This window comes from Candidatus Tisiphia endosymbiont of Hybos culiciformis, from assembly GCF_964030975.1.
In the GTDB taxonomy this organism is placed as follows: Bacteria; Pseudomonadota; Alphaproteobacteria; order Rickettsiales; family Rickettsiaceae; genus Tisiphia.
In genome coordinates this window covers 1,524,624-1,544,996 of sequence record NZ_CAXIQH010000001.1, presented here as the reverse complement: position 1 = coordinate 1,544,996, position 20,373 = coordinate 1,524,624, and the positions used below count along the sequence as shown (strand labels likewise).

Below are 20,373 nucleotides of genomic sequence, written 5' to 3'. Positions count from 1 at the left end.
GAGTGGTATGGGTAATTTGAAGTTAACAACAAGATTACGTTAACTATGAGTAAATTTATTCAATCGGATGGTAGAGTTATATATACTCAGACTAGTTTAACGAAAGAACAGAAAGAAGCAGCCGGGTTACTTTCTATAGGAACATTCCTTGAATATTTTGATATGATGCTTTACATACATATGGCAGTATTGTTAAATGAACTTTTCTTTGAACCAGCTGATCCTTATACCGCCTCTTTAATGTCAGCTTTTGCATTTTGTTCTGCTTATGCACTTAGACCCATAGGGGCTCTTGTGTTTGGATGGCTAGGTGATAATATAGGGCGGAAAACAACCGTAATTATTACTACTTTTATAATGGCTTTAGCATGTTTTGTGATTGCTGTTCTGCCAACTTATGAACAAATAGGATTTTCTGCTTCTTGTATTCTGACCCTATGTCGTATTATGCAGGGCATGGCTGCAATGGGTGAAGGTACAGGAGCAGAGCTTTACCTCACTGAAACTATCAAACCGCCAATGCGATATCCTATCGCTGGTTTACCGGCAACTTTTTCAGCTATAGGTGCTACCAGTGCTTTAGCAGTTGCATCTTTTGTTACTTCTTTTGGCTTAAATTGGCGTTTGGCATTTTTTGTAGGAGCTGTGGTAGCGTTAATTGGCACGATAGCTAGGACAACCCTCAGAGAAACACCAGATTTTGCTGATGCCAAGAAAAGATTATCCCAAATAGTTGAGGATTTAGATAAAAACCCTCAGCTATTACAAGACAGTGTTATTTGGAAAGAAAAGGTAAAAGTAAAAACAGCTTTTTCTCTATTTTTAATACAGTGTATGTGGCCAGTAGCCTTCTATTTTATCTACATTCATTGTGGTAATATACTTAAAAACTCATTTGGTTACAGTGCAGAGCAAGTAATTCATCAAAATTTCGTTGTTTCTTCAGGTCAACTTATTAGTTATTTATTGATTGTTTATTTAAGTTATAAGATATATCCTTTACATATTATTAAAACTAAGTTAAGGATGTTTGCTTTTTTAGTATTAATCTGCCCTTATTTACTAGATAATATTACTAGTGGTGTTCTTCAATTAATGTTCTTACAAATATTTATGGTTATTACTGTTCCTACTGACTTTCCAGCGGCATCTATATTCTATATGCATTTTCCAGTTTTCAAACGTTACACTTATGCTTGTTTGATGTATGCTTTATCGCGGGCAATAATGTCTATAATTGTTTCTTTTGGATTAGTTTACTTAATAAATTATTTTGGTAATTGGGGGATATGGGTTATTATGCTACCTATAATTTGGGGTTATAAATTTGGCTTGTCTCATTTTGAAACTTTAGAAAAGATGGCTGGGAACTACCCAGAAAAGAAAAATTCCTCTGTATATAATTCGCATCAGATCCTTTAGAAGCTAAAAAGCAAAATTTAGCTATGTTTTTTTCAATGTCCAAAGTATTGAGATAGGCAGGAAGTGATAAAAAGATTTTTAAGGTTTCATCGAGTATCTTCTGTACTTTCTCTGGGGATTTAGCACCAATAGTTTGCATATTATGAAGTCGATCAAACTGCTTTACAAGTAATCCCTCGTACTTTTTTTGTTCAAACAAAGATTCTACCATTTCTGCTGAGCTAATCTTACGTCCATCTTCTTTTATCCTGGTAAGATCCATAACCTGAGTAGCAACCTGCTCTCCAAAGATTATAGCAATCATATTTCTTGAAAGTTCTGTATCCTCTATAGTATCGTGCAGTATGCTAGTGACAATAATATCAGTTCTAAAAAGATAATCAGAAGTCATATAAGCCACCTCTATCGGATGCGAATAATAAGGTTCGCCGGATTGTCGCATTTGACTACCATGGTATTTTTTTGCATAGTAAATAGCTTTTTTGACTTCGTCAATATTTATTGGTCGGTTTACTTCCTTGTTCATCTGAATTAGTTTATTAAGTAACCTATCGGCATAATGACAACTTGCGTATTTTGTTTGCCAATTATGAATATCTTCCATATAACTACCTACTATTATTTTAATTACAAAGTATATTATAACCAAGAATAAAAATACTACCAATAGTTTATTATATACTTCTTAAAATAATAAGTATTTTGTTATATTTAAGTTACAGCCTTTGTATAAACTCTTCCTATCTTATATTTAGTAGAGTGTAAATTGTAATCATCTATTGCCCCCCTATTGTAATGTATACTTGCAGCAAAACTGCATAACTCTATTAAATTTTTTTGGTAGTATGAATTTATTTTATAAATTTGGGTTCCTACTATGCAAATATCACCGATTAGTAAAAAAACTGGTTGAAAAACTATCAGTTATACTATAGCACTTAACATATGGATTCAAATAAGTTATAATGATAAATAATAAAAAAATTATATAATAGAAATATGGCATCCCCCTACAGTTACGATTTACGTTCTAGAGTTATAGAACATTATGAGAAATATAAGAAAGTAGCACTTACATGCGAAACCTTTAAAATTAGTCGGTCAATAATCTATGATTGGATTAGATTAAAGAAACAAACTGGAGATATAAAGTCAAAGGAGGGATACCAGAAAGGATATGGTCATAAAATCCCTGATTTATCGGAGTTGCGTCATTTAGTAGAAAAGGGTAACTCGTTAACGCTTACAGAAATAGCAAAAGAATTAGATAATGTTGCAAGTATAATGACTATCAGCCGAGCTTTAAAGAAACTCAACATTACTCGAAAAAAAAGACATATGCGTATAAAGAAAGAGATGAAGGAAAGCGACAAGATTTTCTCAGTGAATTAGAAAAAGTGCCGATAGAGAGACGTGTTTATCTTGATGAAGCGGGCATAAATGATAATGAATCATATGAATATGGATGGTCAATGAAAGGAAGTCGTTGTAATGGGAGTAAATCGGGAAAACGTAGTGAAAGAACAAGTTTTATTGGTGCGTTAAATCAGAATAGTTTAATCGCATCACTAGTCTTTACTGGGAGCTGTGATAGTAAGGTATTTGAAGCTTATATAGAAAATTGCCTTGTGCCGGAGCTAAAGCCTGGACAGGTTGTCATTGCTGATAATGCAAGCTTTCATAAATCCAAAAGGGCTAAAGAATTAATTGAAAAAGCTGGCTGCAAACTAAAATTTTTACCACCTTATTCCCCTGATTTAAATCCTATTGAACATCATTGGTTTCCGATAAAAAATAACATTAGAAAATTATTAGATAAAGGTATTTCTGTATTTGAGGCAAGTTGTAGAACGTTTAAAATAATGTATGAACCTATATGTTAAGTGCTATATAACATTTCAATTATTAAACGTAATGAATGAATCAAAATGAAAAAGCCAAAAGTAGCGACCTTAAGTGCTGAGGAACGAGAAGAACTAATACAACATATTAAGGCAAGTTCATTAACAGGAGATGATCAGCAAGCGGTGATAGAACTTGTGAAATTTTGTAACGAACTAATAGACAAGCTAGCATCATCAAACATCAGTATAAATAAGCTTAAGGAGATGATGATTGGTTTTAAGGCAGATAACAAAAAAAAGATAGTTCAGATTCATTAAAAGAACCACCGAGTGAATCTGATAATAAGAATGGTGGTAATGAAGAAGAGTACGATGAGTCCAAGAAGAGAGATCGCAGTAATTGGCAAGGTAAATATGGATTTGATGATTATCAGGATGCGAATACCAGCTATTTATCTCCTGAGAATTTTTGTAGTGGTGATAGCTGTCCTCACTGTGATAATGGTAAACTCTATAATAGTGAAGCTAGAAAATTGCTACAATTTACAGGTAATGCTCCAATTACAGTCAACAGATATGTAAAGAAAACGTTACGCTGTAATGCTTGCGATTATACAGTTATGAACAATAAAAATATCAACAAATGGACAAATAGTAGCAAAAGTGCAATAGTGTTACAAAAGACCTACGGTACTCCCTTCTATCGTTTATCTAGGTTGCAAAGTTTAAGCGGGGTTCCTGTATCCCATAGCTCGTTGTGGCAACAATATTTAGATGTTTGGCAAGAAGGTGGTGGAGCTGAAATTTACAGGGTATTATTGGAAATGGCTGCCGAATGTAGTTCACTGAACCTTGATGATACTAGAGCCAGGATTTTAGAAATTACTGTAGCCAATAAAAAATTACGTACTCAAAATAAGAAAGGACGCAGCTGTTATACCACTACTATATGTGCTAAAACTACAAATAATGAGGTGATAGTTTTATATTTTACCGGTAATAAGCATGGCGGGGAAAATATTGGTAACGTACTAAAGAATCGTAAGAATAGGACTGATTCTATTCATTTAATGACTGATGCAAGTAACAATAATAACCCGGTATTATCAGAAGCAGATAAAGAATTACTGGCAATAATAGTGATGATCAATTGTTTGTCACATGGGCAGAGAAAATTTACAGAGAATGAACCATATTACCCTGAAGAATGCGGATATTTTCTCAAACAGACTGGTGGGATTTACCATAATGAACATCAATGTAAAGAGATGAGCCTTGAGGAAAAGCTGAAGTACCATCAGGAACATAGCAGTAAATATATAGAAAACATATATAACAAAATAGACGAATTATTTAACGACAAGAAAGTTGAGCCTAATAGTAGGTTTGGGCAAGCTATGAAATATTGGTTAAATAATAAAGAAGGTTTGACGCAATTTTTGAAAATTCCAGTTAGCAGTCTTGATAATAATTGGGCTGAGAGGTCACTACGTACCATTATTTTACAAAGGAAGAATTCATTATTCTTTAAAACAATCAATAGTGCTGAGATACATAGTGGTCTGTATAGTATAGTAAAGACTTGTAGTGAGAACGAGATCAATGCCTTTAAATATTTAAATTGGCTGCAAGAGCAGAGCAGCAAAGCAAAGAAGCATCCTACGAATTATACGCCTTTTGCCTATGCAAGATATATAAATAATACGGAATTAATCGAGACGGCAGCTTAAATGACAGGAAGCCAATCATTAGAGAGTTTGGCAGAACTAGGATCACCATTATGAATAAGAATGTGTAAGGTTCTATAACAAATCTGATAAGATGAATTATCAGATGGGGAAAGTTTTGCCGTAAATTTACCTTTGGATAGGCGTTTAGAGCATAACCAAAAGCCTTGACCATCAAAGGACAAAATTTTAATGGCAGTTCTGTTTTTATTATAGAATAAAAACAAGGAACCATTAAGAGGGTTGGAAGAAAGTTTTTGTCTGCAAACAGCTATTAAACCATCGATACCCTTACGAAAGTCGATGGCAATAGTGGCAACAAAAATAACTGACTGAGGGGTTAGTTGCAGCATAGAAATGTCTGAATTATGATTTTTGGATCCAATGTTTGGATAATAAGCTTGGTACCATTTGGTTTAATAATGTGGCAAGTGTAGTAATTTTGTTTGGGAGTAGCCACAGGATCAGTATCTATAGAATTTACTAGTTGAAATGGAAGGAAATTAATATCTTGTTGCAGTTTTGCTGCAAGTATACGTTGAATTGAACTAATTATTGTTTTATTAATATTGAGATGTTTGGCTATATCTTTGCAAGAATAGTGATGGAGTAGCTGGCGAACTAATTCCTTTAGATGGTTTGGTATGGGATCAAACTTGTTAGTTTTAGTTTGACGCCAGGCTTTAAATTGCTGAGCTACTTGCTCAATAGTAATTGATGGTATTTGCATAGTAGGAACCCAAATTTATAAAATAAATTTTATACTAACAAAAAAATTAGATAGAGTTATGCAGTTTTGCTGCAAGTATACGTTTCTTTGGAGTATATGACGATGAATACAAGATTGATTTAGCAGATATCTCTTTGTCAGAACCTGATAAATGCACATTGCTCAATAAAGTGCAAGAGGTATATGGCAAAGAGGTTCTGCAATTGCGTATTACTAACAAAAGAACTCCATCGGATTATTATTTAGAGCTAAGTGGACTAAACCCAGAGTCAGTGTGGTATAAAATAAGGCAATATTTGTTAAAGTTATACGGTGAGAACTTGGACAAATCCTGGTTTAGCAAGTTAGAAGCAGTTGAAGAAGATACGACTTGCAATAAGATCACTCTCAAACCAACCACTGCCTTTATTGGACACTGGATTAGGACTAATTACAAAAAAGCTTTGGAAGATGCTTGCAATAGCCAGAATTTTACTTTTGAGTTGATGGAAGTCGATAGAATGGCAGGACTGTAAGCTATGGCAAACCGAAGAAAAGACTAATTGTATTAGCGAGAAAAAAGAATGATTACAAAGAGGTTAATAATAATCAACCAATTACTGAAGGTTGAAAAGTACATACAAATCACATATGAGATTATAAGGATTTGGAAAGTATGAGAGTAATGCGGCTTACAAAGGTAGAGCTTCTGCTGGTACAGCAGAAGTTCACCCCTAAATTCATCATCTATAGCTATTCTGGTGAGATTTTTAGCAGTTTTTGTCACTTTTTTACATTTTTTGGCAAAAATTGCCCACAAAATCACCCGGGGGGTGTCTGTGGCACAAAATGGGGTATAGGGGGGCGTTTCGCGAAATTTTTTTTGAGGTAATTAATCACTTGTTATTAAAAATTTCACTTTTTTAGTTTTTATTTTTCAAGTAGTAAAAAACCTGAAAATCAGGTATAATAGAGGTTATTACAAGGGATTTTTAAAGAGTTCTATATGATTAAAAATTATGGTTTGTTCGAAAAATATTTAGCAAAGATATCATCCAGTACCATCAGTAAGTTTGGTTCAATAGAGGATATCTCTAATTTCCTATTATATCTTTGTGAACATGGTAACATTGTTATTGCAGCTAAGAAGGCTGGTTGTATCTCACCACTTAGATTACACCGGATTATTAATAGCGATAAATATCTAGCCAAATGCGTCAATTTAGCTTTAGCCATTGCGGTAGATAGAGCAGAAGGGGTGTTATATGACAGAGCAATTAACGGTTATGAAGAAGTGACTTATAACAAGGATAATCAGGCAATTGCTACTAAGAAAAAATATTGTTCTAAGTCGTTGCTGGAATATCTTAAAGCTAATTCGCAGAAATATCAAACGAGGAAAAATGATACTATAGTTATACCTATAGGATTAGGTGATAAAGAACATAACTATTGTAAGTTGTCATTCCCGCGTAAGCGGGAATCTAGATACCTGCTTTCGCAGGTATGACACAAAGTTTGTATCACCTAATTCAATAGGTTTCACTATAGTTACCATAGGAAAAATAGTGATGAAGGTGAACAGGTAACCAAAGCCCAAGAAATGTCAAAAATGATAGATGTAGCTAATTTTGAAATAGAATCATATGAAGCAGAATACGCAATTGCCAAAGGGCGGTAAGCCCAGAGTGATGAAAACTACTAGTAAAGCTAAAGCCAGCAAAGAGCTTCCTAGCCCTATTTCTAAAAGTCTTAAATTTCCGGTGGATTGGTCACCCTATCCATTCCAGCTACCTTTGTGGAGATATTTATACTCTGGTGGGAAGAAAGCTATAGCAATTTGGCATAGAAGAGCTGGTAAGGATATTATGGGTATTAATTGGATCACTGCTAGTGCCATTCGGGAAGTTGGCATTTATTGGTATGTTTATCCTACCTATAATCAAGCTAAAATGAGTATATGGGATGGTATGACACTATCAGGGCGTCCTTATATGTCATTTATCCCTAAAGGGATTATTGCTCGTAGTCAGCAATATAAGCAACGGATATTATTTAAAAATGGCTCAGTGATTCAGTTTGTCGGTAGTGATCGTTATGCTACTATCAGGGGTAGTGGTATTAAGGGAGCAGTTATCTCAGAGTATTCTTACCATGATCCACGAGCTATGAGCTGTGTTATAGAGCCGATGGTAATTCGTAATAATGGCTGGTTGCTTTATTTATATACTCCTTCCGATAATCCAAAACTAACACATGGTGAAGAATTATACCGGAAATACCAAGATAATCCGGAAGTATTTTGCCAAATAAAAACTATTGAAGATACTACCGATAATGAGGGACAGCCACTAGTCGATAAAAACAAGTTAGTCTCTGTTGATATGACTAATGAAGAGATTCAAAGAGAGTTTTATTGTGACTTTGCTGCCTATCGTTACAAGAGAGCTGATCAGGGTGGTACTTTTGTTGAACAATTACGGCTGGCTGAAAGTCAGGGGCGTATTGGCTATGTGCCATTTGATGCAAGCTATCAGGTTAATACTTATTGGGATATAGGTATTGTTGATTATACGGTGATTTGGTTTGTTCAAGAAAAACAAGACTATGTTGATATTATCGATTTTTATATCAATAGGGGTAAAGATTTAGAGTTTTATCTTAATCATTTACGAACTAGACCCTATCAATATGGACGTAACGTATTGCCCCATGATATGAGTAGAAGGCAAATGCCGACTTTGGATACAAGATTACAACAAGCCAACGAGATAGCAGAAAAAGTAGGCTTCTCACCTTTTGCTATTGGCAGGAAATATTTACGGGAAGAGATGATAACTAAAGTAAGAAGTTTGCTAGGTACGTGCCGAATAGATGCCGAGAAATGTCAGCGTGGTATTAATGGTCTCTATGAGTTTGATGCTACTAAAAGGGGCGTGCATTCTAGCTCCTCGAGAGCTACTGATATAACCGAGAGCTTTTGTTATTTAGCGATGGATGCTAAAACTGGTAATGAGCAACAGCAATCACAATATAATATATCACAATATCGTAAAGTGGTGAATGATTATAATGCTTTGGAGAGGTAAGTAGGATGGGCGGAAGTAGTATAAATATAAACAACTATAATATGGATGAGGTAGTATAATGCTTCCATTGTTAGCAGCCCTAGCTGTAAGTGCAGGGTGTGTTGGAGCCTATTGTAGCGATACTGTTTCTAAGGGTATTATTAGGGGTATTACTAAGATTCCTGGTGTCAGGTATCTTACTGGTGCTGATTTAGCAAGGCACAAGCGTAACTATGAAGAATCACGCATTCGCTATAATAATTATGCTCATGAAGCACAAACTACTATCAATAATCTATCTGGCGAAATACAGCAATCGATGCAGGGTTTACGTTCTCTAGAAGGGCAACAATACCACTATAGCAATAGAAGCTATGAGATGGAAAACCAATTAAATCAGTATGCTAGCCAATATGATAATAACTTAAAGAATATAGAAGCCCAAAGAGCTAGGTTATCTTCCTCAGCTCAGCAACTTAAACAATCTTTTGAAAGCTTAAAACAGAAGGCTCCAGCTCTTGAAGCAAGAATGAGAGAAGTGGAACAACTACCGGGTGTCTTCCAAAATCTCTACGATCGAGTAGCCCAGCAGAAAGACAGTTTGCGAGGTTTAACTGAAGAAGAAGCCGGCAGTGCAATTGCTAAACATCAGCAAGATGTTGAGTCATTAAAAAAGCAACGTCAGGCAATAGAAGAGAAAATCCGTTATTCTATGAATGATATTACCAGGGAACATAAAAATATAAGTATGGAGAAAGCTGAGCTTGAGCATCAGTTAGGTAACTATCAAGCAAGTCAAGATCGTCTATTGCAAGATACTAGTAAATTTGATCAGGCAAGATATCAATTAACCAGCATGATTGACCAATATAAACAACAGCAAAACAGAGCAGAACAAATAGAGACTGATTATGCTAATCGGCAATCGCATATTCAGGGTCTACAAGATAAGTTAAGGAGTTATAGTAGGATCTGCACAAAGCCAGTTGGATAGCTATGCTCACGATGTAAAGTGGCGGGCTGGAAAATATGAGAAATCAGCTGGAATCACTGGTTTGGTACAGGGGGGAGTTCTTGGTCTCGCAACCTTCGGAGCTACTATGGGACTCGCAGGACTCGCAGGATTCGGAGGACTCGGAGCAGGAATAGCTGCTGGGACAGGTTCAGGGTTAGTTGGTATTGGTCATTATATGAACACATCAAATATTGCTAATAAACTGGGAAACCTTGAAAAAATTGATCTTGCTAATAACCATCAATATGATGGTATGTCAGGCAATTTAGACCAAATGGCAAGATATGGTAGATCAGGACTAGAAAAAATGCCGATAGCTGAGCTTGGTGGTTTAAAACAAGCAGTAGAACATTTTAACATGAGGTCAGTACCTAGACTACAAGATTTACCGAAATTATCTGAATCTCTGGGCAAGATAGTCTCACTTAAAGATATTGAAGGATTAACCCTTGGTTTGCCTAGCATGACTGCAGCTAGTGGCAAGAAATATAACTACGAGGTGTTATATGATAACGAATTTATCAAGAAGCTCAAGAAAGTGTCAAAGAAGCTTGGCGAACCATATTTAAACCCAAACTCAACCATAAATCCAAACACAAACACACGTAATATGGTAACAGCATATGGCTGATAATGATTTAAACAAAAAAATTGAATATTTTGACAGTCTCAAGAGCAAGAGGGAGAAATGGCATCATATATGGGATGAGCTGAAGAAATATGTATGCCCACAAACTGAGAGTAATAAAGTAATATTTGATTCAACTTCTATTTGGTCAAGAGAGCAATTAGCATCAGGTTTACAAAGCTTGTTGGTAAACCCAGCAATGAACTGGTTTAACCTTACTATAGTCGCTGAAAATGACGAGCAGCAGGAATATTTAACCACCACTGAACGTAACATGCTAGCTCAAATGCTAGAAAAAACCCTAATGGACATATTCAATAATCCGGCTTCTAATTTTTATAATCAGATTCATCAGTTTTTCTTGAATTTATCAGCCTTTGGTACTGCGATATTTTATGTTGAAGAAGATTTAGAATTAGCACAAACTCTGTTCTTCCGTAATATTAATTTACAAGAATGTTATTTTGAAGAGGACAAGTTTGGTTTTGTTAAGACAATGTACCGACTCTTTAGCATGCCGATAAAATCGGCATCAGCTAAATGGGAAGACTTTGCCCCTTTCAAGGAGAGGTTAGCTAGGAATCCTGATGAAATAGTAGAAATATTGCACATAGTTAGCCCACAATCTCAAAATCAGAAAAATAAAGGCAGAAAATCAACGGCAGCTAGCCCCTCAACATCTAGTTCATCAACATTAGAGTATAGTTCAGAATATATCTATTTATCTGAGCGAAAAATTATTAGTCAATCAGGCTATTCTTATTTCCCATTTTTTGTGACAAGGTGGGTAAAAGAAGAAGGTGAAGTATATGGCTATGCTCCGGCTCATCATGTGCTACCTGATATTAAACTGCTCAATAGTTTAAGACAAATCACCCTGAAAGTAGCCCAGAAACAGCTAGACCCACCATTATTAGTACCAAAAGACGGATATTACTTACCGCTCTATACTACGCCAGGCAGTGTTAACTTCTATCGCAATGGTATGGCAGATAAAATAATACCACTAACTGGTATGGAAAATATTTTGCCTACTGAGATCGAACAAAATCAATGTCGCGATGCCATATATAAGGCATTCTATATCGATATATTCAGGATGCAAAAGGAAAACAAAGAAATGACTGCTACCGAGGTGCAAATTAGGACGGAGGAACAATATCGTTTAATGTCTCCGATGGTTGGTAGAATTGAGAGTGAGTTGTTAAATCCGTTAATCATGGCAATATATCAAACTCTTATCAAATACAACAGAGTCCCGATCTTAGAGGGAGCAAATAGCCCGCCCGAGATAGAGATTGAATATGTTTCACCATTATCCAAGGCACAGAAAACATCAGCAATAGCCAGCGTTGAGCAAGTATTAGGTTTTTTCCAACGGAGTGGTATCAGTAACTTTTTTCCTGAAATCTATGATAATATTAACTGGGACGAATGTTTTAAACTATTTTTTGAGCTGAGAGGGGCCCCAAGCTCAATCCTTAAGAACGAGCAAGAAGTATTACAAATCAGACAACAACGTAAGATGATGCAAATGCAACAATTACAACAGCAGCAACAACAGGTACAAGGGTAAGGAAGAACAAATGAAACTATCAATTAACTCCTCATCCTCACCAAATTTACTAACAAAAGAGCAATTAAAATCAATTTATTGCAAGCTTTTTAGTGGAGAAGATGGTAAGATAGTATTAGAGGATTTAGCTCAAATGAGTGGTATATATCGCAGCAATTTCGTTCGGCAGGAAAGTGATTACACTGCCTTTCTGGAAGGACACCGAGCTTTGTTCCTATATATCTGCTCGCAGATTTCAGAAGATGATGGAGTTAATAATATCGATGGTACTAAAAATACTAATGAATCAGATAAGTAATAGCGATATTTAGTAACAATTAAGAGGTTATGTTATATGTTTTTATCAAAGTTTCTTGATCCTAAAAATGATTTTTGTTTTCGTAAAATCTTTGGTACGGAAAAGAACAAAGATATACTCGTGCATTTTTTAAATGATGTTCTCAAGTGTGAAGGAGATGAGCAAATAATTGAGGTGACGTTTTTACCAACTATCCAAGTTCCTGATATTGCTATTTACAGAAAGTCTATAGTTGATGTTTTATGTAAAGATCAACACGGTAATCAATTCATAGTAGAGATGCAGGTAAGTAAGCATCCAGGATTTGAGAAAAGAGCCCAATATTATGCAGCTAAAGCATATTCTCAGCAAATAATTAAAGAAGATGAGAACCACAAGAAACAGGCAGTATATGCAAAATTAAAAGGAGTGATATTTTTAGCAATAGCTGATTTTGTGATGTTTGACGATAAAAAACATTGGAAATCGCAGCATCGTATTTTAGATACAGAGAGCTATGCCAATGATTTAAAAGATTTTTACTTTGTCTTTTTAGAACTCGAGAAATTTAATAAAACTATTAATGAGCTAAAAACTATTGAAGAAAAATGGATGTATTTTTTCAAGCATGCAGGAGATAGTGCATTAACATTAACAGAAATAGAGAATTTAATAGGTAAGGATGAAATTATAAGGAGAGCATTTGAGGCAGTAGACCAAGCTAGCTGGTCGGAGGCAGAGCTTAACACCTATGAGCAAATGACCAAAGCTCGTTTTGATAATTTAGCGGTAGAACAGCAACAAATTGAAGATGCTGAAGCTAGAGGCAAAGCTGAAGGTGAAGCTAGAGGCGAAGCAAAAAAAGCTATAGCGATGGCAAAGAAAATGTTGACTAAAAGAAAGCCAATAGATGAAATCATTGAATTTACCGGACTAACCATTGAAGAAATAAAAGTGTTAAAAGAAGAAATTGAAAATTCAAAAGAAGAATAACCTATGAGCAAAGAAGTAACTGCTAATAACTATGAAACTAGCCCTACTTCCTCTGGTAATGATTGGCTAACTAATATGCCTGAGGAAATACGTAAAGCTGAGTCACTGGGCAAATTCAAAGATGTATCATCTTTAGCTCAGAGCTATTTGGAAGCAGAGAAAAGCTTGAATCAGCGAGTTGCTGTGCCAAAAGATGACAGCTCTGATGAAGAGTGGCATAAATTCTATAGTCGCTTGGGACTGCCTGAAGATAAGAGATATACTGATAAACGCTCCAAAGAAGATGAAGAGTATTTAGCTCGTTATGAGGACATGTTTTACCAAAGCGGATTATCTAAAAGGCAAGGTGAGAAGCTACTTAATTCTCTATATGGTTTTTCGCAGGATTTGCAGAAACAGCAACAAAATGATATTGAGCAAACACGTCACTCTCACATTGGTTGGCTGAAAGACAATTATGGTGAAGGTTTTGACAGTAAAATGACAGTGATGCAGGCAGCCTTATCTAAGTTTGGCACTAAAGAACTGGCTAAATTAATTGAAGATTCACATTACTCACCAGCTTTAGTTGATTTATTAGTTAAAGTCGGTGAAACCTTAAAATCCGACTCGTTAGTAACTGGTAAAGAGATACCAGCAATTAACAGTAGGGATGGGGCATTAGCAGAGATAGAAAAACTTGAATCTAACCCCGAGTTTGTGGTAAAATTAAAGAGTAAAGATCATACGGGACATGAGCAAGCTGTTAAACGTAGGGAACAATTGTACAAAATCGCTTATGACAAAAAACAATAAAAAATAACGTAACCAACCAATCATTAAAGTTTGATGTAGGTGACAACTCATTTTAAGGCTGCAACTTCGCAATAACCTATCATAAAAGAGCCACTAATAGCATATACCCGAAAAATCGTTAGTTGTGTAGCGAACAACGACCACATTCTAGTATAAATGATATCGTACTTTAAATATTGATAGATTATTTGAGGAGGAAAAAATGGAACAAATAACAGATGGTCTTAAAGAACAATTTGCCAAAAATATCAACCTAGTTATTCAACAAGAAGGCTCTAAACTACGAAAATGCGTTACAAATGGTACGCAGGATACTGAGGTAATTAGTTTTGAGTCAATGACTACCCATGAGGTGGAGAGTAGAACTAGGCACCCGATTGACCCTGATAATCATTTGCATGGGCATTACGCTGATGATGGAGACCGTGACAAGCTAGAACAAATAGAATTTAAAATACCAACTATTTCAAGACGCTTTTTGACTGCTGCTGCTTACCATTGGAACGCTACCATGGATAGGAACGATAAGCTAAACCTATTAACCGATCCCACCTCACATTTTCCTAAAATGGCAGGCTGGGCAATGGGTAGACAACAAGACCGGGTTATTATCAGTGCTTTTGCCAGTCCAGTCAGAGCGGGACGGACAGGTAGCAATGTCATTAACTTTGATGTAGCTAATAATGTGGTACCGGTAGGAATTAGGGTTACTGATGTTAATTTAAGCTTAAATGCTCAAGCTGCAGTTGCTGCCAACAGAGGTATCATTAGCTCGAAAAGAGCCGGGCTAACAGTTGATAAACTAATAAAAGCTCATCATATCTTAAAAAAACGTTCTTTTGGTATGTATGATAAATTATACTTACTATGCTCAAGCAATCAAATCTCAGACTTATTACGTGATCCGCAAATTACCAATTATGACTATAATAACGTTAGAGCTTTAGTAAGTGGTGAAGTTAATAGTTTCTTAGGATTTACCTTTATTACTAGCGAGATGTTAGGTGGTATATTTGATAATACTGGGGAGGGTAATCGTCCTAGATATGCTGTTAGAGACTGCTATGCCTTTAATGAAGGAGCCATAAGATTTAACACGGTCAGTGGTTCTAACAAGAAGGGCGTTGAAGAGCTGTTACAATATCACTATGCCAAGGTATTATATTACAGTGAAGCCTTTGGAGCTAGCCGTGACAATGAACAAGCAGTAGTAGTAATTAAATGTTTAGAGAATTACGATCGCAACAGCCATCATGGTGTATTGTGGCAAGCAATAGCCAACGAGAATCACCGAAGAGGTGTGCATAGCATAACAATGCCATGGCAGATGTTTGGCAATCAATGTCGGAATAGTGATAATACAGAGGATATTAATGAAAATGATTTAGCAGTAATTGCCAACGACAATTTAGCTACTAGAGTACGAGGGGTGGTCATGAGAAGAGCGGCTGCCAATGTTGCTGCTGTTGATGGTGGTGGTGGTGCTGAAGATGATGAGTTTGGTGGTGGTATTGTTGAGAGTGAAAATGAGGATGCCTAACTACAAAATTTATTCAATAGACTTCCTGCATAAGTCAAAAATAGTTGAGAGATTTTTAGGAGAAACGAAGCCGAGTACCGCAGCGTACATAGACGTACGTGAGGAACGGAGGCAAGTTTCGACGACAAAATCACCAACTAGATTGATTTATGCAGGAAGTCTAATAGTGTACTACCGTGAAATATGAAGTTATCAAGAAGGCAGTAGTGTTACTTGGCTCAAATGTTGGTATTAGTAGCATTGGTGGTGGCAGGATATCAAAAGCCGAGGAATTATGTGAGGAGTTTGTTAATCCTGCTATTGAAGATACTGTGCTAATGGTTAAATGGTCATTTGCCTTACGGAGAGTTGATAATATTGAAACTAATAAAGCTAATAGAAACAACTTCACCGAAATACCGGATATTAACGATTGCATTAAATGTGCGGTAATAGTGCCATCTAACCTACAATTTTATACAGAAGAAGGTAAGATTTACTTTAAGGGGGGTAAACTTACTTCGCTGTTTTATTACAGCAGAAAGATTGTTGATAATTTACTAAATAACGATACGACTATTTGGCAACAAGTACCTGCCAGCTTTAAGTTATTAGCGGCTTTATCGTTAGCCTCACAAGTATCATTTGCTATGTATTCCGATAGTATATTTGCTGATGGACTAAAAAAACAATATTTGATCAAATTAGAAGAAACAAGAAGAATTTATGCGGTTGATTATAACCTAATTAATTCCGGCGAAGTATAATAAAAATTTTTTTAATAATATTGTATAAAAATAGAAAATAATTGTTTGACAAGTAACTATTAGTAGAATATATAGTATTAGGATAACTACTAATAACCTAAATTCGGGATAAGGATAAGCCTTTAAAAGATGCGGTTAAACTAGGCTCTGTGAAGGTTTCTTATTGATCTATATTTTGAGCTATTTTTTAGTGAGAATAAATAGGATTTCTGAAGGAATAGTGTACCTATTTCAAGAAAATCATGTTTATTCGTAGCAAAAAAGAGCCAAAATTAGGTCACTTTAGAAACCTTCACAGAGCCTAAGTCAGGAAAAAATAAACAATCCTGCAAAAATAATGAGAACAGATATTAGTGGAGCATAAAAATCTGTTATATTTACTAATAATTAATAGGAACCATAATGTTTGCTGGCAGAAATGAAAGCCGCCTTGAATTCTTGCCAGTTCATTGTTTATGCATTCTTTTAAAAATTGTATTAACAATTTTTAAAAGAACGGGGGAATTTATGCAACAAGAACAATTTGTTTACTCACAGAAAAACAACTTTTCAGGTGGTGAGCTAACACCAACCATTGAAGGTAGAACTGAGCTAGCATTATATCAGAATGGCGTTAAGAAGCTGATTAACTTCATGTTAATGCCATCAGGTGGCATTATGCGTAGACATGGTACACAATTTGTTCATTTGTTCACTGATAATGTGCCAAAGAAAATGGCAGCCGTAATGTTTTCAAGGAAATTATCCTACTTGCTGGTTTTCGAATCGCACCAGCTAGAGACTCGCTGCTTATTCTTTGTTGGTGGTGAATTGTTGTTAACTAGTAAAGTTATACAGGATGAGGGACAAAATTTCCATTTTCGCCTTAAGGATTTTTCTTATGTAGTGTTTCAAGGAATTGCTTATATCTCCTTTGGTAATAAGAGACCAATTTTTAAATTCTCCGTTGATCCGCAAATTGTCGAGCAATTTTACCAACATATTGAAGAACAGGCAAGAAAGAGACAGGTAGAATATGGTGAAAGAGCTGAGATAGCTTCAAGTAGTAGCTATGAGCTAGCCAGTAATTTTCCTGGTAAAGATAAGATGTTTATTATTGAGCCTCTAAAATGCCAAGTTAATTATTTTACTGTAAGGCAAGAAGGATATAATACCATACAAAAACCTTTTAATGAGGTAATCTATGGAGCGGAAGTAGATCAAATTAACAATACATTAAAAGACCTTTACCAACGAGCAGAAAATACAAGATATGTTGGTAATCAATCTCCCATCTACAAAGCTGAGCAGGAGAAGTTATATTGTACTTCAGTGGTTACTTTTGAAAACCGACTATGGTGCTTTGGGGTTAATAAAAATATTCATTCAATTTGGGCAAGCTATAAGGGGGATTTTAGTGATTTTAGGATGGCATATAGGACTTTGCTAGAGGCTCGTAACCCGTTAAGTGCTTTTTCAGCTACTTTCTCTTCATCTACTTTTGATAATGTCCTATGGTCGGTGCCTTTTGCCGATGAGTTATTATTAGGCACTAGTGATGGTATTTATTTAGTCAAAGAAGGAGATCGAGCTAAGGGAGAGTTTGTTAAAATCCATAAAGAGATTGAGCTACCGATATCACCACTGAAACCAGTAATAATCGGTAAGACCATCTTCTTTGTTGAAGGTAATGGCTGTAAAATCAATAGTTTGTATTATTCACAAGAAAAAGGCGGTTTTCAGATATCAGACATCACTGCTTATGCTGAACATATATTTGCTGGTGGTATTAGACAAATTGTCGGCTGTAATAGCCCCTTTTCGATGATAGTGGCAGTGCTAAAAAATGGCTCTTTTGCTAGTTTTATCTATTCGCATGATTTAAAAATTATGGGCTGGTCACAACATTGGCTGGGTGGCGATGGTCAAGTATTAGGCATCACGCCAATCTATGCGGAAAGTGGCGATATGTTATATTTGCATGTTCGGAGAAGTGATGATACTGGTGTAAGCAGCAAGGAATATCTAGAAGTACTGCAAACTCGTTATTTTTCTGCCAAGCATTTTGTTACTGATAAAGCAGTTTATGCTGATTGTCACGTAAATATCCAACAGCCTGGAGAGAATGCTGCTTATCGGTCAATGATGCAATCATTAAAGGACGATAGTGCTTATGAGTTTAGAGGTGATATAACCAAGCTAGAGCATATTGTACAAGCTCAAGCAGAAACTATCTTGAGACTTAAGATCGATAATGTTGGTGATTGTTTTAAATACAAAAATAGGCTAGTTGCTAATTATGATGAACATAGAACAGAGATAGAGAATTTTCTGCAAAAATATTATCAAAATTATTTACCTAAGATTATGAACATTCTTGCGGTATCTTTTGCCTATCATCGAATATTCTCCCGCATTTATGCGGAATTAGACAATTTATTTTTAAATAATCCTGAAAGCTTTGTTACAATCGAGCAATTATTATATGATGGTGAGCGGCTTGGTGGTGATATTATTGAAGCGGTGGAAGCGCTAAACGAAAGCGATGTACCAGCTATTTTAAGAGATGGTGGCTTGATGGAATATCTGCCTAATAGTGCTTTTTCTTTTCGTCCAACTATTTGTCTGCAAATAAAGAAGCTAAATACCGAGCTAATCCGGTTCATTGCTGGTACAGTGCAAGATATTATGGCAACTGCCAAGCAGAATATCGATCTACAGTTTGAAGTAAGTAGAGAAATACAAGAGATGCGGTCAGCGGTTAGCCATATCAATAAGAAAATATTACTATATTATGCCCAGCAGGATAGTGATAAAAAGTCTGGATTGCTAGTTAATTTAAAAAAGTTTTTTGCCAAAACTGGAGTGGATTTTTACCCAGAATTGCTAAATATCGCTCATCCAGAACTAACTAAATATATATTTGGTGAGCAAACTAAACAATTAATTAGCCAGCAAATTATTGGATTTGACCAACATACTAGCAAGCAACAAATAAATGATAAATTATCAATCATTACTAATCAATTAATCGATAAATTACAACAAATACATAATGACAACAAGATTAATGAGCTGAGCAATTTCAAAAGACGAGAAGAAATAGTTGATTGCCTAAGAAGTATAATACTCGATAAACCATTAAGCAGAGATATTAGGGAATATATTTTGTCTGATAGTTTTAGTCAAACTATCGATAATATTGTAGATGAAGTAACAAACAGAATTGCCCCGATAATGGGGGGAGGCAACCTATCCTCATTAAACTCCCTGCATAAGTCAAAGATAGCTGAGGGATTTTTAGGAGAAACGAAGCCGAGTACCGCAGCGTACACAGACGTACGCGAGGAGCGGAGGCGAGTTTCAACGACAAAATCACCAACTAGATTGGCTTATGCAGGGAGTTTATCGTCCTCTAGAGCATCGGTATATAGTGAGGAAGATGGTATTGAGCCACTAGCGGGTAAAATATTTGAGCAAATGCAAGAATTCAAAGAAGGGCTAGCTTATTTGCAACGTAACATTATTGAGTATTGTCAGTTAATTATGCCTAGTTTTCATCCGGCTTTATTGAAAGATATTCTTGAAGATGAGAAGAGCCTAAAATTAGAGAAATATTTACTGTTATCAAAAAGATATTTTCCAGTTTTTAAAAAACTATTTCCTGATATTGGTGGTTATGAGCTAAGTAGTATAGCTCGTAACTGTCTACCATCATTCCAGCAAATAAATATTGCCACTATATTGCCAATCTTTCAGAAAATTGCCGTATCTATTATTGGTGATGAGGAATTACATGATTTGAGGATTATTGATAATGAGTTGATAAGGCTAAAACATCCAGTAAGACATTTGTCGGTAGGCTTTCCTTATTCTTCGATATTACAGACTTTTCCCCTGATGTTTCCGGATGAGGTAGAACATGCTCCTAAAAAAGATGCGGAACTTGGATTGAAGGTCTTTAATAGTAAAGGTGGTTATATTAGACTTCCTGCATAAATAAGTTGCAGGAATAAAATAATTGATTTAAAAGTCTGTTGTTAGAAAAATTATG

21 protein-coding genes are annotated in these 20,373 nt (G+C 35.5%); 18 read left to right on the top strand and 3 right to left on the bottom strand.

Features of this window, described 5'->3' with window-relative positions; genetic code table 11:
* Positions 1–45: 45 nt before the first annotated feature.
* Positions 46–1,422: an MFS transporter gene (locus ACQH2P_RS08385; protein WP_425363776.1), complete on the top strand. Its 1,377-nt coding sequence runs from the start codon at positions 46–48 to the stop codon at positions 1,420–1,422.
* Here the strand turns inward: ACQH2P_RS08385 and ACQH2P_RS08380 are convergent.
* On the bottom strand, positions 1,307–2,026 hold the full coding sequence (locus tag ACQH2P_RS08380) for an HD domain-containing protein (protein ID WP_425363775.1): 720 nt from the start codon (positions 2,024–2,026) through the stop codon (positions 1,307–1,309). The two genes, ACQH2P_RS08385 and ACQH2P_RS08380, sit on opposite strands and share 116 nt — an antisense overlap.
* Before the next feature lie 395 nt (positions 2,027–2,421).
* On the opposite strand from ACQH2P_RS08380, the gene ACQH2P_RS08375 reads away from it, so the two are divergent.
* The 4 genes from ACQH2P_RS08375 to ACQH2P_RS08360 all read left to right on the top strand — a co-directional run bounded on the left by ACQH2P_RS08375 (position 2,422) and on the right by ACQH2P_RS08360 (position 4,996).
* Positions 2,422–3,305 (top strand): IS630 family transposase gene (locus ACQH2P_RS08375; RefSeq protein WP_425362619.1). Its coding sequence is split into 2 segments (ribosomal slippage): positions 2,422–2,742 and positions 2,745–3,305, totalling 882 coding nucleotides; the frame shifts between segments, so codons are not numbered across the junction.
* Between the two features lie 45 nt (positions 3,306–3,350).
* Positions 3,351–3,584: a hypothetical protein gene (locus ACQH2P_RS08370; RefSeq protein WP_425362589.1), complete on the top strand. Its 234-nt coding sequence runs from the start codon at positions 3,351–3,353 to the stop codon at positions 3,582–3,584.
* A 30-nt stretch (positions 3,585–3,614) separates the two neighbouring features.
* The gene (locus tag ACQH2P_RS08365) at positions 3,615–3,848 is read left to right on the top strand and encodes a hypothetical protein (RefSeq protein ID WP_425362621.1); all 234 of its coding nucleotides are present in this window, start codon (positions 3,615–3,617) and stop codon (positions 3,846–3,848) included.
* Positions 3,849–3,886: 38 nt separating this feature from the next.
* Entirely contained in the window at positions 3,887–4,996 is a 1,110-nt protein-coding gene (locus ACQH2P_RS08360) for an IS66 family transposase (RefSeq protein ID WP_425362670.1), read from the top strand.
* Here ACQH2P_RS08360 and tnpB read toward each other — a convergent pair.
* Both tnpB and ACQH2P_RS08350 read right to left on the bottom strand, forming a co-directional pair.
* The gene (gene tnpB, locus ACQH2P_RS08355; RefSeq protein WP_425362591.1) at positions 4,993–5,346 is read right to left on the bottom strand and encodes an IS66 family insertion sequence element accessory protein TnpB; all 354 of its coding nucleotides are present in this window, start codon (positions 5,344–5,346) and stop codon (positions 4,993–4,995) included. The genes ACQH2P_RS08360 and tnpB overlap by 4 nt on opposite strands.
* Complete coding sequence (locus ACQH2P_RS08350; RefSeq protein WP_425362660.1) at positions 5,334–5,723, bottom strand: hypothetical protein; 390 nt, start codon at positions 5,721–5,723, stop codon at positions 5,334–5,336. The genes tnpB and ACQH2P_RS08350 overlap by 13 nt, the downstream gene beginning before the upstream one ends.
* A 158-nt stretch (positions 5,724–5,881) precedes the next feature.
* On the opposite strand from ACQH2P_RS08350, the gene ACQH2P_RS08345 reads away from it, so the two are divergent.
* The 13 genes from ACQH2P_RS08345 (at position 5,882) to ACQH2P_RS08285 (ending at position 20,318) form a co-directional block, all read left to right on the top strand.
* Positions 5,882–6,238, top strand: a complete 357-nt coding sequence (locus ACQH2P_RS08345) for a DnaA N-terminal domain-containing protein (RefSeq protein WP_425363774.1) — start codon at positions 5,882–5,884, stop codon at positions 6,236–6,238.
* A gap of 470 nt (positions 6,239–6,708) precedes the next feature.
* Complete coding sequence (locus ACQH2P_RS08340) at positions 6,709–7,212, top strand: hypothetical protein (protein ID WP_425362795.1); 504 nt, start codon at positions 6,709–6,711, stop codon at positions 7,210–7,212.
* Complete coding sequence (locus ACQH2P_RS08335; RefSeq protein ID WP_425362796.1) at positions 7,136–7,291, top strand: hypothetical protein; 156 nt, start codon at positions 7,136–7,138, stop codon at positions 7,289–7,291. The genes ACQH2P_RS08340 and ACQH2P_RS08335 overlap by 77 nt, the downstream gene beginning before the upstream one ends.
* 57 nt (positions 7,292–7,348) lie before the next feature.
* Positions 7,349–8,791: a hypothetical protein gene (locus ACQH2P_RS08330; protein ID WP_425363773.1), complete on the top strand. Its 1,443-nt coding sequence runs from the start codon at positions 7,349–7,351 to the stop codon at positions 8,789–8,791.
* A gap of 58 nt (positions 8,792–8,849) precedes the next feature.
* Complete coding sequence (locus ACQH2P_RS08325) at positions 8,850–9,764, top strand: hypothetical protein (RefSeq protein WP_425363772.1); 915 nt, start codon at positions 8,850–8,852, stop codon at positions 9,762–9,764.
* Positions 9,757–10,416 carry a hypothetical protein gene (locus ACQH2P_RS08320; protein WP_425362678.1) on the top strand — a complete coding sequence of 220 codons (660 nt, stop codon included), beginning with the start codon at positions 9,757–9,759 and terminating at the stop codon, positions 10,414–10,416. Before ACQH2P_RS08325 ends, ACQH2P_RS08320 begins: the two co-directional genes overlap by 8 nt.
* Positions 10,409–11,989 carry a portal protein gene (locus ACQH2P_RS08315; RefSeq protein WP_425363771.1) on the top strand — a complete coding sequence of 527 codons (1,581 nt, stop codon included), beginning with the start codon at positions 10,409–10,411 and terminating at the stop codon, positions 11,987–11,989. Before ACQH2P_RS08320 ends, ACQH2P_RS08315 begins: the two co-directional genes overlap by 8 nt.
* A gap of 10 nt (positions 11,990–11,999) precedes the next feature.
* Entirely contained in the window at positions 12,000–12,287 is a 288-nt protein-coding gene (locus ACQH2P_RS08310; RefSeq protein WP_425363770.1) for a Bbp19 family protein, read from the top strand.
* Positions 12,288–12,323: 36 nt separating this feature from the next.
* Positions 12,324–13,259 (top strand): Rpn family recombination-promoting nuclease/putative transposase, encoded by a 936-nt coding sequence (locus tag ACQH2P_RS08305; RefSeq protein WP_425363769.1) that lies wholly within the window; start codon positions 12,324–12,326, stop codon positions 13,257–13,259.
* 3 nt (positions 13,260–13,262) lie between these two features.
* Entirely contained in the window at positions 13,263–14,054 is a 792-nt protein-coding gene (locus ACQH2P_RS08300; RefSeq protein ID WP_425363768.1) for a hypothetical protein, read from the top strand.
* Positions 14,055–14,256: 202 nt separating this feature from the next.
* Positions 14,257–15,594: a phage capsid protein gene (locus tag ACQH2P_RS08295; RefSeq protein ID WP_425363767.1), complete on the top strand. Its 1,338-nt coding sequence runs from the start codon at positions 14,257–14,259 to the stop codon at positions 15,592–15,594.
* Positions 15,595–15,770: 176 nt separating this feature from the next.
* Entirely contained in the window at positions 15,771–16,340 is a 570-nt protein-coding gene (locus tag ACQH2P_RS08290; protein ID WP_425363766.1) for a hypothetical protein, read from the top strand.
* Between the two features lie 507 nt (positions 16,341–16,847).
* On the top strand, positions 16,848–20,318 hold the full coding sequence (locus tag ACQH2P_RS08285) for a phage tail protein (protein ID WP_425363765.1): 3,471 nt from the start codon (positions 16,848–16,850) through the stop codon (positions 20,316–20,318).
* Positions 20,319–20,373: the final 55 nt, after the last annotated feature.